Raw genomic sequence first — 23,069 nt, forward strand, 5'->3', positions numbered from 1 at the left:
AAAGACCTTTTGGTTACTTTTGGGGCGTTTGCCAAAAGTGACCCGCTGTAAGAGCGGAACCATAAGCCGCCGTTACCTAAATAACGGATATGTACACAACATACCTAACCCAAAACCTCACAACCCTAACGCAACCCACTGAATCCAAACCATAAAAAAACGGCGCTCACGGGGCGCCGTTTTTCACATCCGCAGCGAACACCCTTTAGTAGTAGGCGTTTTCTTTCTGCGTATGGTCAGTCACATCCCGCACACCCTTGAGCTCCGGAACCCGCTCAAGCAGCGTACGCTCAATACCCTCACGCAAGGTCACGTCCGCCTGGCCGCAGCCCTGGCAACCGCCACCAAACTTCAACACAGCAATACCATCATCAACCACGTCAATCAGACTCACCTGACCACCGTGGCTGGCCAACCCAGGATTAATCTCGGTCTGCAGGTAATAGTTGATGCGCTCGTTAATCGGGCTATCCGCATTAACATTCGGCACCTTGGCGTTCGGCGCCTTGATGGTCAGTTGGCCACCCATGCGATCAGTGGCGTAATCAACCACCGCATCGTCAAGGAACGCTTCACTGAACGCATCGATATACGCGGTGAAGCTTTTCAGCCCCAACGCCGTATCTTCAGGTTTTTCTTCTCCCGGCTTGCAGTAGGCAATGCACGTCTCAGCGTACTGGGTGCCGGGCTGGGTGATAAAGACGCGGATGCCAATGCCCGGGGTGTTCTGCTTCGACAGCAGATCAGCCAGGTAATCGTGGGCGGCGTCGGTAATGGTTATGGCGGTCATGGAAACTCCTCGCAGGCTTGCCGGCAGTTTACGCCAAATTATTACCGAGGTACAAAGTCCTAGTATTTTTGTCGGGAAAGAACCAACCGTTCGTCGCCATCGAACCAGCCTTTGAGCCGACGATAACTGCCCTTTTCCAGCCAGTGGTAGCTGGCCAGCGACCCAAGGGCGATCAGCACCACGCACACGCCGAGCATCACGTAGGCGTTAACCCCATAACGCTGGGCGACAAAACCACCCGCCGACAGCACCAGCACGTGCATCAGATAGACCGAGTAGGAACAATCCCCCATCACCTTGAGCAGCCGGCTGCGCTCGAAATAGCGTTCCATCGAGATACAGGCCACCACCAGCACCGCACTCGGCAAGCCCCAGGTCAGGGCCCGCGGCGATGCCGGCCAGTGATAGATCGCCAACAATGCCCCCGCAATCCCCAGTAATGGAAGCCACAGCCCGGGGCGAATCCAGCCCTTGCGGTAGAGCATGCCGATGCCTATCCCCAGCAGGAACTCATACACGATGTCCGAACGATAGAAATCGCTGATCCAGCCGAAAGAAGTCCACGCCTGGCACACTGCGAACAACAACGCGCCCACCACCAGCACCCGCCACTGCCGGCGAAACAGCAACGCCCACGCAAACAGCACGTAGAAGAGCATCTCGTAGTTCAGGGTCCAGCCGACGTTCAAGGTCGGGTACACCCCATAACCACCGGGATTTTCCGAAGGTATGAACAGCAAGGACATCAACACATGGGCCGCATCGACGCTCTGGTCCGGCAACACCGGCCGCGCAAACACCACCAGCAGCGCCATCAACAGCGTGTAGAACCAGTAGGCCGGGACGATTCGCAGCAGGCGATACAGCAGGAATCGCCAGGGCGGCAGCTGTTTGTTCTCGGTGGAGAGGAAGATCACCAGGCCGCTGATCACAAAAAACACATCCACGCCCGCCGCGCCCTTGTCGACAAACAGATGCCCCAGCGCCGAATCAGCCTGGAAACCAAAGAAAATCTGCATGAAGTGATGACCCACCACGGTCCAGGCCGCCAGGGCGCGCAGTGCCTGTACTGAAATCAACATCGTCGACCCACTCTCCCAACCCTCGACACCGGTTATTCAGGTGCCTATGGCTTGGGACAGCCGTCGACGGTCAAAGGTCGATCAAAGATTCTCGTAGCGGTTCATGTCCAGCACGCCCTCTTCCACCGGCGTGGTTTCGCGGATGTACTGCGACAGGTCGTGGAAGTACTGCCAGAACTGCGGGTGACTGCGGCGGATGCCCCAGCGGTCGACAATCTTCTCGAAGCGATTCGCGTCCTTGGCATTCTCCATGGCAGCGACAAACTCCGGCACTTGCTGCGCCGGAATGTTGAACATGAAGTTCGGGTAGCTGCTCAGCACCCCGGGATAGATGGTCACGGTGTCCAGGCCCGGCTGATAGCGATAAGCCTCACCGAGCATAAAGGCCACGTTGCTGTGGGCGCGGTTGCGCAACAGGCTGTACATCTCACGTTTGCCGCTGCGGGTTTCGATGCGCAGCATGGTCGCTTCCGGCAACAGGTCGATCACCTTGAGCCCCGCCGCCGGGCGGTTGGTCAGGCGGCTCAGGGCCTGTTCGGCGTCCTGCAACGCAGGGTCAATGCCCGGACGCGAGCAATAGGCGCTGACGCAACGGTTGATCGGGTCCGGGCTGGCGTTCAGGTCACCGTAACGGGTCAGCAACTGGTTGGCGAAGTCGCGCTTGGGGTCCTTTTCATCGAGCTTGAGGCCCGTGGGCTTGTCATCGTCGATGGCTTCATAGTCCAGCCACAGCTTGACCTTGCCGCTGTTCTGGTACCAATCGTCAAGGAAGTCATCCCGCGAATCCGCCGGCATCAGGCGCAGGAAGTTCTGCTCGGCACCGTTGCGGATCAGGTCGAAATACAGGCGCGTCTGGGCCTGATGGGAAACGTTGCCGAACACATCGAAATTCACCGCCAACTGATAGTAGGTGCGCTCCAGCAGCGGATAGTCGAACAGCCACAGGGTTTGCGGCACTTCACCAATCAAGCCCTTGGTCACCGAGGCGCTGTCGAAGTGACGGAAGATGCTCAACAAGGCGTTGTCGTTGCCCGCCCACAGGCTCGACCAGCTCGGCGGCGGCAGGTCGGCATAGCTGTCCCGGCGCAACGCTTCGTACTCGTTGCGCTTGTCGCGGTATTTGAGCCAGAGGCTGAGCACGCTGCCCACATCGTCAATCTGCCCCGGCATCGCCAGCAACGGCGTGGCCTGGCCGCGGTAGCGGGCATCGGTGATATACAGGTCGTGGTCGGGGTCCTGGAACAGGGTCCAGAAGTTGTCGCGGATCACGTCCGTGGCGATCTGGCCCCGGCATACCGGCCCGCGAATAAAGGTGCGCACGAAGTATTCGGCGTTATCCAGCATGAACTGGTAGCGCGCCTTGGCCGGAATCGCCTCGAAGGTCTCGAACGGGTTCGCACGCCGGCCCGGCCCGTAGCCCGGCAAGGCTTGCACCTGCCAGTCATCGGTATAGAACAGCGACTTGATCCGGGCCATCTTCTCGGCGCTGAACGGATAGGTGATGTGAGTCTTGTGCACGATCACCCCCTGCACCGGCCACAGGCGGTAGTACACCTGGGTGCCCGGGTCGTCGTTGGGGCGGCGGGTGTTGATCAGGTCGATCGGCTGCCCGCTCGGGGTGCGCGAGCGTACCCACTGGAAGAAATGCCCCGGTTCGCCGCCTTCAAAGTAGATGTGAGCAAGGAACAGGTGCTCGAACAACCAGCGCGCCACCAGGCTTTCCCGGGCCCCGGGCTGGTTGAACAGGTTTTCCCATTGCTGCACTTGCAAGGCTTCCTTGGCACTCGGGGCCAGGCCTTGTTCGTCGATCGGTGCGCCGGAGGCCAGCCAGCGTTGCAGGGTCTGGTACTGCTGGTCGGTCAGGCCGGTGACGGCCAGGGGCATGCCTTCCTTCGGGTGGTTACCTGCGTAGGCGTTGAACTCCCCCGGCATCGGGCAGGTGTTTTCGCGGCTCAGGCCCAGCACGATGTCGTCGGGCAGCTTGGCGTTGGGCGCAAGCGGCGCGTTATGCCCCAGCTCCAGCATGCGCGCCATCAGTGCGGCCTGGCTGCCCTGGGCGTCGAGTACCGAGTAGAAATCCTTTTGCTGCCAGGCGGCTTTGCCGAAGGCGTCATAGAACAAACGGGTGGGCTGGCTGGCCTGGCTGCGCTCGCCGTCGTACACCGGCACCTTGGTCGCGCCACGTGCGGCGCCTTCGGCACTGCCCAGGTTGAGCTGGCAGGCCGAGTCGTAGCAGGCGTGGCAGGCCACGCATTTCTCGGTGAAGATCGGCTGGATGTCACGGGTATAAGAGATCGCCGGGGCGGGACCTTCTGCCTGTGCGGTAAGGGCGAACAGCGCAAACGCGGCGCTGACGATGAGGCGAAGTGACATGTTTCCGGTCCCGATTCAATGCGTGCAGTGAAAAACCCGTCGATTCTACCGATGTAACGCCCCCGCCAACATGAGCGATATTCATGCAAACCCAGCACATGCTCTAAAAGCGCACAGGTTTGTTATGATCTTCGCCCTCCGTAATACCTGACCAGAGTAGTCCCATGCCCGATCGTAGCGCTCGTCTGCAAGCCCTCCACCAAGCCCTCAAGGAACGCATCCTGATCCTCGACGGCGGCATGGGCACGATGATCCAGAGCTATAAACTGGAAGAGCAGGACTACCGTGGCAAACGCTTCGCCGACTGGCCGAGCGACGTCAAGGGCAATAACGACCTGCTGGTGATCACCCGTCCGGACGTGATCGGCGGCATCGAAAAAGCCTACCTGGATGCCGGCGCCGACATCCTGGAAACCAACACCTTCAACGCCACGCGCATTTCCATGGCCGACTACGGCATGGAAGACCTCGCCTACGAACTAAACGTAGAAGGCGCGCGCCTGGCGCGCAAGATCGCCGACGCCAAGACCCTGGAAAACCCGGCCAAGCCGCGTTTCGTCGCCGGCGTGCTCGGTCCGACCAGCCGTACCTGCTCGCTGTCGCCCGACGTAAACAACCCCGGCTACCGCAACGTGACCTTCGATGAGCTGGTGGAAAACTACACCGAAGCCACCAAAGGCCTGATCGAAGGCGGCGCCGACCTGATCCTGATCGAAACCATTTTCGACACCCTCAACGCCAAGGCCGCGATCTTCGCCGTACAGGGCGTGTTCGAAGAATTGAACGTCGAACTGCCGATCATGATCTCCGGCACCATCACCGACGCCTCTGGCCGCACCCTGTCGGGCCAGACCACCGAAGCCTTCTGGAACTCGGTCAGCCACGCCAAGCCGCTGTCTGTGGGCCTGAACTGCGCACTGGGGGCGAGCGAGCTGCGTCCGTACCTGGAAGAGCTGTCGAACAAGGCCAACACCCACGTTTCCGCCCACCCGAACGCCGGCCTGCCCAACGAATTCGGCGAGTACGATGAACTGCCGTCGGAAACCGCCAAGGTCATTGAAGAATTCGCCCAGAGCGGCTTCCTGAACATCGTCGGTGGTTGCTGCGGTACCACCCCGGGCCATATTGAAGCCATCGCCAAGGCCGTGGCCGGTTACGCACCGCGCCCGATCCCGGACATTCCGAAAGCCTGCCGCCTGTCGGGCCTGGAACCGTTCACCATCGATCGCAGCTCGCTGTTCGTCAACGTCGGCGAGCGCACCAACATCACCGGTTCCGCCCGCTTCGCCCGCTTGATCCGTGAAGACAACTACACCGAAGCCCTGGAAGTCGCCCTGCAGCAGGTGGAAGCCGGTGCCCAGGTGATCGACATCAACATGGACGAAGGCATGCTGGATTCGAAGAAGGCCATGGTGACCTTCCTCAATCTGATTGCCGGCGAGCCGGACATCTCCCGCGTGCCGATCATGATCGACTCCTCCAAGTGGGAAGTGATCGAAGCCGGCCTGAAGTGCATCCAGGGCAAGGGCATCGTCAACTCCATCAGCATGAAGGAAGGCGTGGAGCAGTTCATTCACCACGCCAAGCTGTGCAAGCGCTACGGCGCGGCGGTGGTGGTGATGGCGTTCGACGAGGCCGGCCAGGCCGACACCGAAGCACGCAAGAAAGAAATCTGCAAACGCTCCTACGACATCCTGGTGAATGAAGTCGGCTTCCCACCGGAAGACATCATCTTCGACCCGAACATCTTCGCGGTCGCCACCGGTATCGAAGAGCACAACAACTACGCCGTCGATTTCATCAACGCCTGTGCCTACATCCGCGACGAGCTGCCGTATGCGTTGACCTCCGGCGGCGTGTCCAACGTGTCGTTCTCGTTCCGCGGCAACAACCCGGTGCGCGAGGCGATTCACTCGGTGTTCCTGCTGTATGCGATCCGCAACGGCCTGACGATGGGTATCGTCAACGCCGGCCAGCTGGAGATCTACGACCAGATCCCGGCCGAGCTGCGTGACGCGGTGGAAGACGTGGTGCTCAACCGCACCCCGGAAGGCACCGACGCCCTCCTCGCCATTGCCGACAAGTACAAGGGCGATGGCAGCGTCAAGGAAGCCGAGACCGAAGAATGGCGTGGCTGGGAAGTCAACAAGCGCCTGGAACACGCGCTGGTCAAGGGCATCACCACCCACATCGTCGAAGACACCGAGGAATCCCGGCAGTCGTTCGCGCGCCCGATCGAAGTGATCGAAGGCCCGCTGATGTCCGGCATGAACATCGTCGGCGACCTGTTCGGCGCCGGCAAAATGTTCCTGCCCCAGGTGGTGAAATCCGCCCGGGTGATGAAGCAGGCCGTGGCCCACTTGATCCCGTTCATCGAGCTGGAAAAAGGCGACAAGCCGGAAGCCAAGGGCAAGATCCTGATGGCCACGGTGAAGGGCGACGTGCACGACATCGGCAAGAACATTGTCGGCGTGGTGCTGGGTTGCAACGGCTATGACATCGTCGACCTGGGTGTGATGGTCCCGGCCGAGAAAATCCTGCAGGTGGCCAAGGAACAGAAGTGCGACATCATCGGCCTGTCGGGTCTGATCACGCCGTCCCTGGACGAGATGGTGCACGTCGCCCGCGAGATGCAGCGCCAGGATTTCCACCTGCCGCTGATGATCGGTGGCGCCACCACTTCCAAGGCCCACACGGCCGTGAAGATCGAGCCCAAATACAGCAACGACGCGGTGATCTACGTCACCGACGCCTCCCGCGCCGTGGGCGTGGCGACGCAATTGCTGTCCAAGGAGTTGAAGCCGGCATTCGTCGAGAAAACCCGCCTGGAATACATCGACGTGCGCGAGCGCACCTCCAACCGCAGCGCGCGCACCGAGCGCCTGAGCTACCCGGCCGCCATCGCCAAGAAGCCGCAGTTCGACTGGAACAGCTACACGCCGGTCAAGCCGACGTTTACCGGCGCCAAGGTGCTGGACAATATCGACCTCAACATCCTGGCCGAGTACATCGACTGGACACCGTTCTTCATCTCCTGGGACCTGGCCGGCAAGTTCCCGCGCATCCTCACCGATGAAGTGGTGGGTGAAGCGGCGACGGCGCTGTACGCCGACGCACAGGAAATGCTCAAGAAGCTGATCGACGAAAAACTCATCAGCGCCCGCGCGGTGTTCGGTTTCTGGCCGACCAACCAGGTGCAGGACGATGACCTGGAAGTCTACGGCGATGACGGCCAGCCGATTGCCAGGCTGCACCATTTGCGCCAGCAGATCATCAAGACCGACGGCAAGCCGAACTTTTCCCTGGCCGACTTCGTCGCACCCAAGGACAGCGGCGTAACCGACTACATCGGTGGCTTCATCACCACCGCTGGCATCGGCGCTGAAGAAGTGGCGAAGGCCTACCAGGACGCCGGCGACGACTACAACTCGATCATGGTCAAGGCCCTGGCCGACCGCCTGGCCGAAGCCTGCGCCGAGTGGCTGCACCAGCAGGTGCGTAAAGAGCACTGGGGCTACGCCAAGGACGAAGTGCTGGATAACGAAGCGCTGATCAAGGAGCAGTACAGCGGTATCCGCCCTGCCCCGGGTTACCCGGCGTGCCCGGATCACACCGAGAAGGCCCAGTTGTTCCAACTGCTGGACCCTGAAGCCCAGGAGATGCACGCCGGCCGCAGCGGCGTGTTCCTGACCGAGCACTACGCGATGTTCCCGGCAGCGGCCGTCAGCGGCTGGTACTTCGCTCACCCGCAGGCGCAGTACTTTGCGGTGGGCAAGATCGACAAGGACCAGGTCGCCAGCTACACCGCCCGCAAGGAGCAGGACCTGAGCGTGACCGAACGCTGGCTGGCGCCGAACCTGGGTTACGACAACTAAGTTGTGGCGCGCTGGCCCGGGCGTCCAGCCGGCTGAGCGCCCGGGTCAGATCCCCAGATCCCTCCTCGCCCGTCCCGAAAGCCTGAGCGCCAGTGCCTGTTGCTCGGCAAGGTTTTCGGTGTCCAAGGCTGCGACTTCGCTCAGGTATTGGGCGCTGAGGTCCGGGTGAAGCTCCTCGAGGGCATCTACCTTGACCTGATGCGCCTGGGCCAACACCGAAAACTCTTCCGGGTACAGCTTCTGCAAGTAGCTGACCCAGTACGGGCGCTTGACCAGCTCTTGCATAAACACCGGAGTACTCTCTCTGGCCATAATGGCGGCATACGCCTGATCGATGTTGGCCTGGGTCACCCGGGACAGGTTGCGGTACAGCATGGTGGACGGTTGGTGAGGCAGATCCAGGCGCTCGGCCAGGCCAATGCGATAGGCCAGGCGAATTTCCGCCGGGTCGATGCCAGGGCTGCGGTTGATCGCCTCGCCAGCAATGCGCTCCGCTTCATCGAGACGGATCATGCGCCGGGCCAGGTTGAACAGCGTGGTGCCTTCCTGCCCGGGTGCGAGGGCCCTCAGGGCCTTGAACTCATACACGCTGACTTCAAGATCACTGAACAGGAGGATCCAGCCGTCACCACAGGTAGCCCTTACCCGCATCGCCCGGGCCTGGCCAAATAGTTGTTCGCGCAAGTGCGGGTATTGCTCCGCCGCCTCAAGCACCGCCCACACCCGGCGAGTCAGGTCGGCGCGGTCGTGCAAGAAATCCTGGGCGTTCTTCAACTGGGAAATGATGTAGAAAAAATCCTCGCTGTTTTCGGCCTGCTTGAGCACGCTCCATACCCGGTGGCGGGCCGAATCGGCGGCAATACCCGAGAACCATTGGGCCTTTTGTTGTTCCGGGGTCAAGAGTTCAGGGTGGATGTCCGACCCGGAGCTGCTATCGGTACTGTGGTACCCCTCCAGTGCGTCTTCCAGTTCCTCGGCGGAAAATCCCAGGCCACAATCGGTCTGCTGCTGGTAGACGCGCAAGCGTGCAAGATCTTCCTCAAACAGCAGGTTATCGGACAGGTCCGTGCCCCACATCAGAGCGCTGTGCTGGGGCAGCAACGCGTCTTCAGGGATGGTTTCGATACGGTTGCTGCGCAGGTCCAGGTGGCGCAACTGCGCAGCCTGGAGGACACCCTGCGGCCACGCCAGAAGGTTATTGCCGCGCAGTTCCAATGACTGCAATTGAGGCAGGCTGCTGATGTCCAAAGAATCGAGGACGTTCTCACTCAGGTCCAGGCGCTCCAGCGCGGTCAGCCGATTGAGCTGGCCCTGCAGCTCGCTGCGATAGCGTAGTTCGTTATGGCTCAGGCGCAGCTCGGTGAGTATCGAGCATTCGCCGACGGCGTCGGGCAGGCTCATCAGGCCATTATTGTTGAGAGTCAGGGTACGCAGCTTGGGAAACGCCCGCAGGAACGCATTGGAGCCCTGCTCAGTAAGCTTGACTGCGTTGAGGTTCAACACCCTCACATGGGCCAACGGCTCGGGTAACGCCGGCAGGTCACCCAGATACAGGTCGTTCAATTGAAGGACCTCGCGCCCGTCGCCCGGCGCAACCTCGGGGTGCGCCCGCAACGTATGGCGCCAGCTGTCGATGAGCCTGTCGGCCGCGCGACGACGGTCCACCGCGCTGACCCAGCCGCCCCCCTGGCGATAACCGCGAATATCGATCCAGTCGTTCAACACCCGCACCATACCCCGGTAGCCCGTGCGCCACCGAACCAGGCATGCCTCGACCTCCAGTGCGCCCAGGCCACTGGCAAGCAGTTCGTCAATGCGCCGTACCGCATCGCGCGTGGACAACGCCGGGTCTATTTGTTGCAGACGCTGCGCAGGTGTCTGCCGAACTTCACTGTTGGGCACCTCTACCTCCAGCGCGAGGAGCAGATCGGGACTGTCCGTGACCTCCAGGGGAAAGTATTCCGGATCGCCCCCCGTTCTGCCCTCCGCCAGCCCTTCGCGGGGAATGCCCAAGGGTTTGTCCAGGTAAAAGCTCGGGCCAAAAACCGGCAGCATGGCCGGTGCGACGTTCAACGGATTGTCCTGGTAGGTACGCAGGGCAAAACGCTGTATGTCGGCACAGGCCGGCAAGGTCAGGCGACAGCCACGCACGTTGCTGCTGAGCATCAGCAGGTCATGGCCGGTCAGTGCAGCCTGGGGGATCGTGGTAATAGCGCTGTAGCTCAGATCCACTTGACGCAGTTCGGGTAATGCCAGCCAACCTGTCGGCCAGGCGGTGGTCGCGGTGTGGCTCAGGTTCAGGCTGCGCAGCTGGTTGAGCCCGCTGACATCCAGGGTACCCACACGGTTGTAATCCAGGTTCAACCCTCGAAGCGTGACCAGGGCGCTGAGGCGCTGCTGTATCGCCTCAGTGATCGTCAACTGGTTGTGCGCCAGGTCCAGCTGTTTGAGAGACCTCAACTGCGTCAGGGACGCCGGCAGGTCAATCAGGTTGCTGCGGCTCAGGTCCAGGCCGTGGATTTGGGTGAACTGGAGGAGGAAATCGTTCAATGCCGCCACTGAAACCCGGGTGCCTGCGAGGTTCAAGCGCTGCACGTGGGCAAAAGCTGCGGCCGGCATCGGCGGCAAATCCCCCAGTACCGTACCCGACAGGTCCAGCATGACCCCCTCGGAGGCGGCTGGCGAAGAAGGCCCGGCCACCTCACGGGGGGAGGCAAAACGTCGGTCGAGGCCATCGCGCCAGTAAGCCATGAGCTTGTCTGCCGCACGTTGACGATTGAGCGGGTCCACCGGTCGCCGGTCGACCTCCACTTCCCTGCCCTGCCACTCTTCCAGCGCCTGCTGCAAGGTTGCATGTTCATCCAGCAAGGCGTGCACACGGGTCAACTTGGCGTCACTGGTCAACCGATGGCGCCGCAGGTACGCCAAGGCACTGGGCGCAAACGCCGGGTCGCTGTCTTTCAGGCGTCGCAACGCGCCTTCACAATAAGCGTCCACCATCAGCACTTCATCCACCAAATGCCCCGGGTGGCCTTTCACGTGCTGATACACCGGCATGAACGCACGTCGCTCAAACGCTGCCCAGTTGAGGGTAAGGCCACGCCACAGGCGCTCGTGGCCCTCAAGCATTGCCGCCGGCATGGTATTTATCCCGGTCGCCAACAGGTCGAGCGTCTCCAGTTTGTCCAACGTCAGAACACCTACCGGCCACTCTTTCAGGGCGCCCGCCACCCGCAAGGCAAGCAGCTGTTTCAAGCCGCTGACATCCAATGCCTCCAGCGCGCCCGTCAGGGCCAACCGGCGCAACTGGCTTAACGTGTTAAGGCGTTGCAAAAAGACCGGCGAGTAGGTCAGGCCCCAGCCGTCGATCGACAACTCTTCAAGCTTGGGAAACAGCCCAAGGCCCGTGGCAATCGCTTCGACATGGGCGGGCTCGGTGAACACATTCAGGACTTCGGCGTTGGGGAACTGCTGCGCAAGCCTGACGCCCTGCGTGTCCGCCAAGGTTTCACCGCTTACACCCAACCCTCGCACATGGGAAAAATCAGCATCCAGCGCCGGCAAGTTACCGGCCTTGCCCAGTGACAGATAGGCATGGGGTTTCAAGCCCCGGTACGCGCCTTCGCGCCAGCAATTGATCAGGGTGTCGGCCGTATGTTGTGCCCCCGCCTGAGCACTGTTTTGCGTCACCCACTGATCCAGGGTCATGCGTAACCGGGTCAGTTCGCGCTCGCGGTTGCCAATCAACTCATAGATCTGTGGGGGGCGCTGGCCGGCCTGCAACAGACTTTGCACAAACAGCTGGGCCGCCTCATCGCTGAGGTTGGGGTAAACATCGCGAACCCTGGCCGCCAGGGCGGCATTGGGTGCCTGGGCCGCACCCCGGCCGCTCAGGGCATAACCTAACAACCCGCTCGCCAGACGCAACGCCGGGCGAGCCATGGGCGCGCGTATCTTCAGCACGGCGGCCATTTCGAGGCGGTGTGCCGTGGCATACCGCGCCAGGGCTTGCTGCAAATCGACATCCGCGCTGGCCAGCGGCAAACCCTGTGACTGGCGCAGGGTTACGGGCAAGGCATGGACGATTGATGGGTAGAAATTACGACTGCCGGGGACCGGACTGTTAAGAGGAGCCCCCTGCAGGTCGTAAGCCAGGAATGTCTCGCCTTTTTTGACCAGGTAACGGCGCACTGCCGCGTCTTCAGGCCCGACTTCAGCCAGCAAGCGCCCACTGGGGTTGTCGGCGCGCAGTTCCAGGCGCAGCGTGGGAGACCAGCCCGGCAGTTGCTGCAAGCAATGCAACGCCAGCCGGTCACTGTCCAGGCTGGCGAGCGCCGGCAGGTACAAGCCGGCCAACGCACTGCTCAGGCGACGTTGCTGTACCGCACGCCGCGCCAGGTTATCCAGGCGCGGCGCAACACCGGTTCGGCCGAGTATCTGCAGGCGTTCCTTATCGCTGGCCGTACTGATAATTTCGTTGATCGCGCCTCGGGACAAAGAAGCAAAGCGGCGCTGCAACACTGCGCCCTCGGGGGACAGGAGTACAGCCTGTGGCGGCGCGCCGCGAAACAACTGCAACGTATCGGCCAGCACGGCAGGCATCGGCAAACCATCTATGTGGACCTTGCGCAACAGGTCATCACTGATGCCGCTGATGTCGCCAAGGGCGCTCAACGTTGCATCGCTGATTCCCTGGGTTTCATGACCCAGGCGCCTCAGCAAGGTCAGGCGGTCCCATTCCAGTGGGCGTTCATGGGTATGGCGCCAGGCACCCGCCTGGTTGTGCTCGAGGATCGGCTGGTACGCAGCCGGATTGTTCGGATGCTGGATCCGCCATTTTCGAGTCCGCGCATCAAAAGCCTTTTCATAAAGGCCCTCACCCAGACGCACGTACATCTTGCCGCCCTGCGCGTATTGCCCCTGGGCATTGGGCTTGAGTGATGCATCCAGAACGGTATGACTGCGGTAGGCCGCAAGGTCGGGTTTCCACAGGCGCCTTTCGCCGTTCGGCAACTTCACCGGCACCAGCCCATCGACCCATTTCGACACCTGGATAGCGGGCGCCCGGCCAGCGAGGGCTGCCGCCCCGCCCAGGGTGGCCATGAACCCGAGATTCAGCGCCACCGACTCCAGGTGCTCCCATGCCGCATCCATATCGCCCTCCTGCCAGGATTCGATGCCGTGATAGACCTCCAGGCCCAACTGAATCGCCGTGACCGCCAATAACAGCTCCCACAGGCCGGGCACCATGAATGCGGCCACATTCAATGTGTTCAAACCCATGCTCAACCAGTGAGCATGGCGTGCCTGTGCGGCTTTTCGATCAGCCTCCGCAGTGGGCACCGCCAGGGTTCTGGCATTGTCCTTGAGGCGCTGTACATGCCGCTCGTAGAGCGCGCCGAACAACTCCCCCTCGATCAACCGTTCTCGCCGGTTCAAGTTGATTTGCTCGTCGTAGACCTGCTCCTTGTAGCCTCGCGGGTTCCAGGTGAATGTGTAGAGTTTTTCCTTGAGGCGCTCAAGGAACTGCGGCGCCTGTTGCTGAGGTACCAGGCTGGCAAACAACTGCTGATAGGCAGGTGAGCGCAGGTTCACCGCCAGTTCCTTGTCGAACGCCTGCATAGACGGGTATTCCTTGAGCGGGCACTGCGGCGCGCCCGGAATCCAGGCCACCACCCGCGTATCAGGCGCCACGGGAAGCAGCCCGCTCACACCTGCCCCAGGAAACAAGGGCGGGATCACGGACCGGGTCGGTGCGACACCCGGCCCGATCAGCAGCACCTCCCCCAGCTCGCAGCCCAGGATCGACAGTTGACCGAAACGTACGACCTCGCCATCCAGCAGCGGCCGCGAAGTACCTGCCAGCACTTCACGCAACATGAGAAACACCGCCGGACCGATGTCGCCCTGCGCCCATGCGGCATACAGGCGTACCGTCAGCAGGTCTTTTTGCGCGCGAATCATCTGCTCCCGCACCACGGCCCGAGTGGCAGCGGCATCGAACACCTGCGCCAGGTGGGCCTGGTATTGCTGCCCCAGGTCCAGGGTGCGGCACAGGGTGGAAAAGGTTTGTGGAGTCATCGACAGGGTTTCGCTGTAGCGATAACGCGCCGCACGCGAGCCATCCGCCCGCGCCTCGCCGTAGTACTCGGTCAGCAGCGCACCTTCCGGCGCCAGGGCGCTGGTCTGTTCGAGGGCGATATCGGTGAAGTCTTCATCGCCCTCGAAGTTCAGCAGCGCTGCCTGCAACAACGAATGCTGCTGCGGGGCCTGGCGATACCGCAGGTAATGCAGCTGGTTTTTGTTGACGTCCGGGACCTCGCCCATCGCCTCGCGCAACGCCGCTTCCAGCTTGGGCTGGGCGAATTCGACAATGCCTTGCAGCGCGCCAAGGCCCTTGGCCAAGGCTTCGCGGGACTGACGGCTGGCCTTGCGACTGTCATCGAGTGCCTTGTTCAATGCGGGCGAGAGCGGGACCTTGGTGGCAGGCCGCTCCCTGCCGGGCAACAGTCCATGTTTGAGCCGGCGCACATCGACGGGGGCCATGTGGGCAACCCACGTGGGCAGACGTGCCTTGATCAGGGCGGTGTGCAAGCTTTCGTCCGCGAGGGCATTAGGTGGAGTAGACATGTGCGGCTTCCTGAGAACGCTTTTGGGAGGCCCAGTACAGCGAACAGGCGAGCGCCTTCGCAGGTAGATAAATGTTTTTGTGCACCTTGGCGCCGAACCTGGGTAACGACCACTGAGACGCGGCAGGCCCGTTTCCGGACCTGCCGCCGGGGCACAGGCTGTTATAGCCTCAGTGTTGCTCTCTCCCGCTCGGACAGGCGAATCAGCAGGGCCTGGCGTTGCTCAATCCTTTGCTTGGCCAAGACCACGGCTTGCGCCTCGTACTGCGCACCAAACGCCGGATAGCGATCCTCCAGGGCTTCAGCCTCGCGGGCCTGGGTCTGAGCCAGCGTCGTAAAGTCAGCCGCGTATTGCTTCTGCACGTAGTCGACCCAGTACTGGCGCGTGACCAGATCGGCCGTGAACGCCTCGGTCGCCTCCCGGGCGATGATGCTGGCGTAGGCCTGGTCGATATCGGCCTGTTTCACTTGGGAAAGGTTGCGGTACAGCATGCCGGACGGCTGGCGCGGCAACTCCAGGCGTTGGGCCAGGCCGATGCGGTAGGCCAGGCGAATTTCCGCCGGGTCAACACTGGGCTTTAGGCTGACCACGCGGCTGGCGGTGGCTTCAGTCTGTTCCAGGCGGATCATGCTTCTGGCCAGCTTGAACAGCGCCGCGCCTTCTTTTCCGGGCTCCACGGTTTCCAGGGCCTTGAACTCATAGACACTGACTTCAAGGTCGCTGAACAGCAGGATCCAACCGTCACCGCAGGTCGCGTTGATCCGCATGCCGCGAGCCTTGCCGAACAGTTGCTCACGCAACGCCGGACGTTGCTCGGCGGCCTCCAGCACCTCCCATACCCGGCGCGTCAACTCAGGGCGGTCGGTGATGAAGTCCTGGGCGTTTTTCAGCTGGGAAATGATGTAGAAGAAATCCTCACTGTCGTCAGCGCTCTTGAGCGACTCCCAGACTGCGTGTTTGCTGGAGTCGGCCGCCACGCCAGCAAACCACTGGGCCTTCTGTGCTGCGGGCGTCAGCAGCTCCGGATGCAGCTCACCGCTCAGATCCGCTTCCTCGTGACTGGTACTGAGGAGGAAGCCATCGAGCTCGCGATCAATTTGCTCCCGGGTATAACCCAGGCCGAACCCCGTTTCCTCGAGGAAGTCGCTCAGGCGCTCGAACACGCGTTCTTCCAGCCCGTTGTCCGTCAGGTTGGTGTTGCTCATCAGGAGGTTGTGGCGAGGTAACAGGGCATCGTCCGGGATGGTCTCGATCTGGTTATTGCTGAGGTCGAGGGTGCGCAGTCGCGGCAGTTCCAATGCCCCGGCCGGCCATTCCTCCAGGAGGTTGTTGTGCAGGTCCAGGTTTGTCAGCCCGCGCAGGCCGCTGACATCCAGGCTGGCCAGGGTGTTTTCGCCAAGGTCGAGCCATTCCAGCGCACTTAATGGGCCGAGCAGTGCCTGTAGCTCCACAGCGTCGCGCAAATCATTGTAGGTGGCTTCGAGATGAGTCAGCGCCGTGTATTGGTTGATCACCTCGGGCAGGTGCGCCAGGCCATTCTTGTTGAGCACAAGCCGGCGCAGGTGGGGGAAACTGCCCAGGAACCCATTGGACCCCTGCTCCGTCAGCTTCACCTCGGTGAGGTCGAGCACGCTGACGTGGCTCATTGAAGCCGGCAACGTCGGCAGGTCGCCCAGATACAACCCGGACAGGTCCAGTACCTCGCGCCCGTCCACCGGCGGCACCTCGGGCCGGGCACGCAGGTTGTGGCGCCAGCTTTCAAGGAGCCGGCCGGCGGCACGACGACGGTCGAGGGCACTGACCCAGCCGCCCCCCTCGCGATAACCCTCGATGTCGATCCAACTGTTCAACACCCGGCTCAAGCGTTGATGCTCGGCGTGCAACTGCACCAGGCGTGTGTCGACGCCGGTGGCGCCCAGGCCGGCGGCCAGCCATTCATCAATGCGCGCCACCGCCTGGGCACTGCTCAAGGCAGGATCCAGTTGTTGCAGGCGCGCCGCCGGAGTGAGGCGTGCTTGCGCGTCGACGTTCTCGACGTGCAGGGGCAACAGCAACTGGCCGGGGTCGTCGGTGACCCTGACCGGGAAATACTCCGGATCGCCGCCGGTCCGGCCGATGCGCAGCTGTTCCTGGGGAATGCCCAGCGGCTTGTGCAGGTAGATTTCCGGCCCCACCAACGGCAGTAATTCCACATCAAGGCCCAATGGATTTTCCCGCAGGGTGCGTTGCGCAAAGGCCAGGATGTCGGCGCAGGCCCGGGCAGTCAGTCGGCAACCCCGCAGGTTGCTCTTGAGCATCAGCGTGTCGTGGCCGGTGAGCGCCTGGGCGGGCACCCGGGTGATAGCGCTGTGGCTCAGGTCCAGGCTCTCCAGGACTGGCAAGTCCAGGACACCCTCGGGCCATTCGGTGATTCCAGTGCGGCTGAGGTTCAAGTGGCGCAAGGCGTTGAGGCCACGCAGATCCAGGCTCGCGACACGGTTGTATTGCAAGTCCAGGGTTTCAAGAGCCGTCAGGCGGCTCAAGCGTTGCTGGATGGACGGGATGATGCTCAGTTGGTTGTGGGAAAGATCCAACTGGCGCAGGGCGGTGAAGTTGTCCAGGGCCGAAGGCAGCTGTGCCAGGTTGCTGGCACTGAGGTTCAAGTCTTCAATGGCGTTGAATGCGCCGAGAAAGTCATTCAACGCCTCAATGGAAACCCGGGTGCCGCTCAGGTTGACCTGTTTGACATGGGCGAACGCGGCCGCCGGCAACCCGGGCAAGTCGCCCAGTACGCCCCCCGACAGGTTCAGTGTGGCGGTCGGCAGGTTGGAGCGCGCCGACATGCCCGACGGCGCAAGCCGCGGCCCCAGGCCTTCACGCCAACTGTCCAGGAGCCGCTCGGCGGCGCGCTGGCGGTAAAAGACATCCACCTGCCGGCGGTCAACCCGCAACTCCCTGGCCGCCCACTCCTGCAGGTCCCGGCTCAGGGCGAGCTGTTCGTCGAGTACCTGGTGAGTGCGAGCCAGTATCTGTTCAGTGGTCAGACCCTGCTGCCGGAACTGAGAGACAACGTCTATGCCAAACCCCCAGTGCACATTTTTCAAGCGGTCCATCACGCCTTCACAGTAACCCTGCACCAGGGCTTGCTCATTGAGCAGGTGAGCCGGATTGCCCCGCACATGTTCATACACCGCCATGAATTCCCGGCGGTCAAACGCGGCCCACCGCAGGTTCAGGCCGCGCCACAATCGTTCATGCCCGATGAGCATCGACGGGGGTACCGAACGGATGTTTGTTCGCCACAGGTCGAGCCTCTCAAGGTGCTCAAGTGACGTCACCCCCTGTGGCCACTCCTGCACCGAGCCCTCCATGCGCAACGAGCGCAGGTGCGTGAGGGGGCTGACGTCCAGGTTTTGCGAAAGCCCCGCGACGGACAGGTTGCGCAAGCGCTCCATTGCCCCCAGGCGTTGAATGAAGGGGACCGAATAGGCCACGTCCCGACCATTCAACGTCAGTTGGTTGAGATCGACGAAGCGGTTCAGCCCGTCGACCAGTCCGGTGCCCGGCGTTGCGTCAAAAAACACCTCAAGGTGTCGCACCCGGGAAAACTGATCGGCCAGGCGCACGCCCTGATCACCCAACAAAAGCTCGGCATGTGCGCTCAGCGCCTGCACATGGGAAAAGTCTGCACTCAGGCGCGGAAGGTCCGTCACGCTGCCCAACGACAGAATGCTCTGGGGCGGCCGCTCGCGGTAAATGCCCTGGCGCCAGCAACCGATGATGTCAGCCGCTACCCGTTGTTGCTGGCTGGCCCCGCCCGCCTGCCCGGCTGCAGCGGCGGTCCACTGATCAAGCTCTGCCTGCAACAGGTCGAACTCACGCTGGCGGTTTCCCAGCAGGGTGAAGATCTGTTGGGCGCTTTCACCGGCCTGCAATCGGCTCAGGACAAAATCGCTGGCCTGCCCGGCGTTGAGGTTCGGATAGAGCGCCTGCACCCTCGCCGTCAGCGATGCATCCACGTCAAAGCCTTTGCCCCGACCGCTCAACGGGTAACCCAGGACGCCCCCCGCCCCCGTCAACACGGGTCGCGAACGCGGTGCGCGCAGGCCGAGCACATTGGACATTTGGCTACGGCGGCGGGTGGCATAACTGGCCACCGCCTGTTGCAGTTCCCGGTCCAGGGTCGCCACGGGCATGTCCAGGCCAGGTCGGGCCGCAGCGGGGATCGCATGCACGACGGACTGGAAGAAATTACGCCGCCCGGTGGTCCGGCTGTTCAGCGCGACACCGCGCTCGTCGTAGGCCTGGAAGGCTTCGCCCTGCTTGACCAGGTATCTGCGCAGCGGCGCATCTTGCGGGCCAATGCTGTTCAGTAACGGTCCTTCGACAGCCTGAAAGCGCACTTCCAGGCGCAGATTGGTGGGCCAGCCCGGCAAGTGTTGCAGGCAATGCAGGGCCAGGCGGTCAGTGTCGGCACCGGCGTCGGCCTGACGATGCAGCCCCGCCAGGGCACGGCTCAGGCGGCCTTGTTGGACTGCGCGGCGAGCGGCATTGTCCAGGCGCGCCGAGGCTCCACGCTGACTGCGCAGTTGCAAGCGCTCCTGTTCGCTGGCGGTATCAAGAATTTCCTGGATGGCTCGCCTCGACAATCCAGGGAAGCGCCGTTGCAGCACCGCCTCTTCGCCAGCCAGCGGCGCCGTATCCGCCACTGGCTGGCTGCGGAACTGCTCCAGGGTATCGGCCAGCACGGCGGGCAGCGGCCTGCCTTCGATATACGCCTTGCGCAACACGTCATCCTGGACCCCACTGATATCCCCAATAATGCCCAGTGTCGTATCAGAGAATTCTTCAGTGGCGGGCCCCAGTCGTCGCAACAGGGTCAGGCGGTCCCATTTGAAGGGCTGCTCATGCACATGCCGCCAGGCACCGGCGTTGTTGTGTTCAAGGATCGGTTGGTAAGCCTCGGGATTTTCCGGGTGTTTGATCCGCCACTTGCGGATTCGGCTGTCGAAGACCTTTTCATGCAGGTTTTCGCCGATACGCACATAAATCTTGCCGCCTGTCTCGTACTGGCCCCGGGCATTGGGCTTGAGAGCCGGGGCCAGCACCACCTCGCTGCGGTACGGCGCTAGGTCCGGTTTCCACAGCCGAGCCTCACCACTGGGCAGTTTGACCGGTACCAGGCCATCCACCCAGCGGGACACCTGGATTTTTGGCGCGCGACCGGCCAGGGCCGTCGAACCGCCGAGGGCGGCCATGAAGGCCACGTTCAGCGCCACCGACTCCAGATGTCCCCAGGCGGCATCCATGTCGCCTTCCTTCCACGCCTCGATGCCATGGTAGACCTCCAGGCCCAGCTGCACAGCCGTAACCGCCAGCATCACCTCCCCCAGGCCGGGCACGACAAAGGCCGCCACGTTCAGCACATTCAAGCCAATACTCAGCCAATGTTCGTGGCGTTCCTGGGCAGCCTTGCGATCCGCCTCGGCGGTGGGTACGGCGAGCGTTCTGGCGTTATCTTTCAGGCGTTGCAGGTGGTTGTCATAGAGCGCTCCGAACAGCTCGCCACTGATCAGGCTTTCGCGGCGCGCCAGGTTGATGTTCGGGTCGTAGACCTGCTCCATGTAGCCTCTGGAGTTCCACTCGAAGGTAAAGAGCTTGGTCTTCAGTCGTTGCAGGAAAGCCGGGGCTTCGTCTTGCGGCACCAGGCTGGCAAACAGCCGCTGATACTCCGGGGAGCGCAGGTTGATCGCCAGTTCCGCCTCGAACGCCTTTATCGACGGGTATTCCTTGAGCGGGCACAACGGCGCACCGGGGATCCACGCCACCAGCCGCTGGTCGGCCGCGGCCGGCACCAGCAACTCCCCTAGCGAGGCGCCAGGCACCAGCACAGTGCCCCAGCCCAACGGCTGCCGGGCATCTGCCATCGCGCCGACGCCCGGCCCGATCAGTACGACTTCACCCAACTTGCAGCCGAGAATCGCCAATTGGCTGCAGGCGACGGGCTTGCCATCCAACTGCGGCCGTTCGGTACCGGCCAGTAAGGCGTTGAGCATGGCATAGGCACTTTCGCTGACTTCGTTCTTCATCCGCGCCGTGTGCAGCCTGACGGCCAGCAGTTTCTTGTGCGCCTCGATCATCTGCTCGCGCACTACGGCCTTGGTGCCCGCGTCCTCGAACACCTGCTGCAAATGCGCCTGGTATTGCCGGCCCAGGTCCAGCGTGCGGCAGAGCGCGGCAAACTGGTCCGGGGTGACGGCGAGCTTTTCGCGGTAGCGATAGCGGGCCCGGCGTGAATGGTCGTTCAGAATTTCGCCGTAGTACTCGGTGAACAACGCCCCTTCGGGGGCCAGCGCGCTGGTTTGCTCAAGGGCGATATCGGCAAAGTCTTCATTGCCTTCAAAGTTGAGCAATGCTGCCTGCAACAGCGAATGCTGTTGCGGCACCTGACGGTAACGCAGGTAATGCAACTGGTGCTTGTGGACGTCCGGTACCTCACCGAACCGTTTGCGCCAGGCGTCTTCCAGCAGCGGCTGGGCGAACTCGGTGATGCCCTTGAGGCCGTCGAGAGTCTTGGCCAGCCGCTCGTGGGCGCGGCGACTGGCCAACTGGCTGTCGGCGAATGCCTGGCGCAACCCCTGGGGCGCGTTACTGAGCCAGGCAGGTGGTGCATCCTCGGGGACGCGCCCGGGCAGCAGGCCCGGCTTCAAGCGTCGGATGTCCGCAGCCGCGCTGCGGGCAATCCAGCCGGGCAAGCTGTTCTTGATCAATGCGGTGTGTAGCCCCTGCTCTGTCGGGGCGGGTAAGGTTGGCATGCGCTCCTTCCTGATGACTCTGTTAAGGAGTCCCAGTACAGCGAACGGGCCAACCGCCAGGGCGGTAGATAGCTACAGCCGGTGTTTTGCGGGAACTTGGCTATCCTCATCCATGGGTTTGATCCCTACCGCGAGGCCTTTATGGACGATTCCAACAACAAGCCACCGACTTTCTGGCAGATGCTTCACAGCGTGATGGCAGCCGCCTTCGGGGTGCAGAGCGGGAAGAATCGCGCCCGCGACTTTACCCATGGCAAGCCCAGCCACTTTGTCATCCTGGGTATTGTGTTTACCGCCGTGTTTGCCTTGACCCTGTTTGGCATCGTCAAGCTGGTGCTGCACCTGGCCGGTGTTTGAAGCCGGTCAATGCATCAGCAGTTGCAGGCTGAACGGGTAGCGATAGGTGGCTGGCTTGCCCTGGGCTGACAGTGCTCGAAAGTCGACGCCGTAGTCCTCGCGCCCCTGCATCTCTAAAAGGCGCGAGGCTTGTGGCGGATCAATCAATCGAAAGAGCCCAAGCTTGCGCTCACGCCCACCGTACTGCGCCATGCCCAGGCCGCGGGCATCGTCATGCAGCACCACCATCGCCCAGCCGCCAAGGGTGAAATGCCCGGCCACCAGCACACTCAGGCGCCCCTCAAGGCGCGCCTGCAACGCTTCGGGCGAACTGTTGACCGCGCTGAACAACACGTCCGTGCCCGGCGTGCGCCCGCTGCCTTTGAGTGCATCCATTGCCCCCAGCGCCATTTCATCGTTGGCCGCCCACACCAGCGCGGTCTGCGGGTAGCGTTTGAATAACTGCGTGGCCTGGTCGAAAGCGCGCTGGCGACTCCACTCGCCATACACCAACTGGCGCAGGCGCACCTGCGGATGATCCGCCAGGGCGCGCTGCAAGCCTTGCTCGCGCAGTTGCGCGGCGGGAGTGGTCTTGGCCCCGGAGAACGCGATCAGGTCGAGGGTCTGGCCGGGGGCGACAGGCCCATGCAGGCGCAACAACTGGGTGAGCATCAAGTAGCCCGCCTGTTCGTCGTCGGCGACCATGCTGCCGATCCAGTCAGGGTATTTGCCGGCGTCCAGCAGTTGAGTCTGGTCCGCGGTCAGCGCGTTGTTGACGATCAGCAGCTTGACCCCGCTGCCCTGGGCCAGGCGCAAGATCTGTGGGGCGATGTACTGCTCGTTGACCAGCACCAGGTAGTCCGGGCGCTCGGCGCCTTGCAGGGCTTCACGGGCCTGCACCAGCGTGGTCTCGGGATTGCGCTCGGAATAGCGCACACGCAAATCCAGGCCGAGGTCCCTGGCGGCGGCCTGCATGAATTGCGCGTAGCTGACCCAGAAGGTCTCGGTCGAATTGCCAGGGTTGAGAAACACCACCGACGTCGCCTGGGCGATGGCCCAGAACGGCATGCTCAGCACCAGCAAGCACTTGCAGAGAACCTTCAACATCGTTGCCTGAGCCCTTCGGAATGACGGCCCATGATAATGGCATCAGGCCGGTCAATCTCGGCTAATTGCCGATTGTCGACAA

8 protein-coding genes are annotated in these 23,069 nt (G+C 62.4%); 2 read left to right on the top strand and 6 right to left on the bottom strand.

From position 1 onward, the window contains the following. Positions 1-205: 205 nt before the first annotated feature. The 3 genes from nfuA to AC3WKX_RS24330 all read right to left on the bottom strand — a co-directional run bounded on the left by nfuA (position 206) and on the right by AC3WKX_RS24330 (position 4,245). Positions 206-790 (bottom strand): Fe-S biogenesis protein NfuA, encoded by a 585-nt coding sequence (gene nfuA / locus AC3WKX_RS24320; protein WP_003210817.1) that lies wholly within the window; start codon positions 788-790, stop codon positions 206-208. Between the two features lie 59 nt (positions 791-849). Continuing rightward, complete coding sequence (locus AC3WKX_RS24325; protein WP_102604654.1) at positions 850-1,872, bottom strand: acyltransferase family protein; 1,023 nt, start codon at positions 1,870-1,872, stop codon at positions 850-852. A gap of 81 nt (positions 1,873-1,953) precedes the next feature. Then, positions 1,954-4,245, bottom strand: coding sequence for a fatty acid cis/trans isomerase (locus AC3WKX_RS24330; RefSeq protein WP_102604655.1), 2,292 nt, complete (start codon positions 4,243-4,245; stop codon positions 1,954-1,956). A gap of 164 nt (positions 4,246-4,409) precedes the next feature. On the opposite strand from AC3WKX_RS24330, the gene metH reads away from it, so the two are divergent. Then, entirely contained in the window at positions 4,410-8,120 is a 3,711-nt protein-coding gene (metH, locus tag AC3WKX_RS24335) for a methionine synthase (protein ID WP_102604656.1), read from the top strand. Positions 8,121-8,165: 45 nt separating this feature from the next. Here metH and AC3WKX_RS24340 read toward each other — a convergent pair whose 3' ends face one another. Further along, positions 8,166-14,750: an NEL-type E3 ubiquitin ligase domain-containing protein gene (locus AC3WKX_RS24340; protein ID WP_102604657.1), complete on the bottom strand. Its 6,585-nt coding sequence runs from the start codon at positions 14,748-14,750 to the stop codon at positions 8,166-8,168. A gap of 161 nt (positions 14,751-14,911) precedes the next feature. Continuing rightward, positions 14,912-21,544, bottom strand: coding sequence for an NEL-type E3 ubiquitin ligase domain-containing protein (locus AC3WKX_RS24345; RefSeq protein ID WP_256579746.1), 6,633 nt, complete (start codon positions 21,542-21,544; stop codon positions 14,912-14,914). Between the two features lie 141 nt (positions 21,545-21,685). Here AC3WKX_RS24345 and AC3WKX_RS24350 point away from each other — a divergent pair, with 141 nt between their 5' ends. Further along, positions 21,686-21,901, top strand: a complete 216-nt coding sequence (locus tag AC3WKX_RS24350) for a DUF2970 domain-containing protein (protein WP_008432997.1) — start codon at positions 21,686-21,688, stop codon at positions 21,899-21,901. A 6-nt stretch (positions 21,902-21,907) separates the two neighbouring features. Here the strand turns inward: AC3WKX_RS24350 and AC3WKX_RS24355 are convergent, their stop codons facing one another. Next, positions 21,908-22,987 (bottom strand): ABC transporter substrate-binding protein, encoded by a 1,080-nt coding sequence (locus AC3WKX_RS24355; protein ID WP_102604658.1) that lies wholly within the window; start codon positions 22,985-22,987, stop codon positions 21,908-21,910. Positions 22,988-23,069 lie beyond the last annotated feature (82 nt).

This window comes from Pseudomonas sp. GP01-A4 (assembly GCF_058780865.1).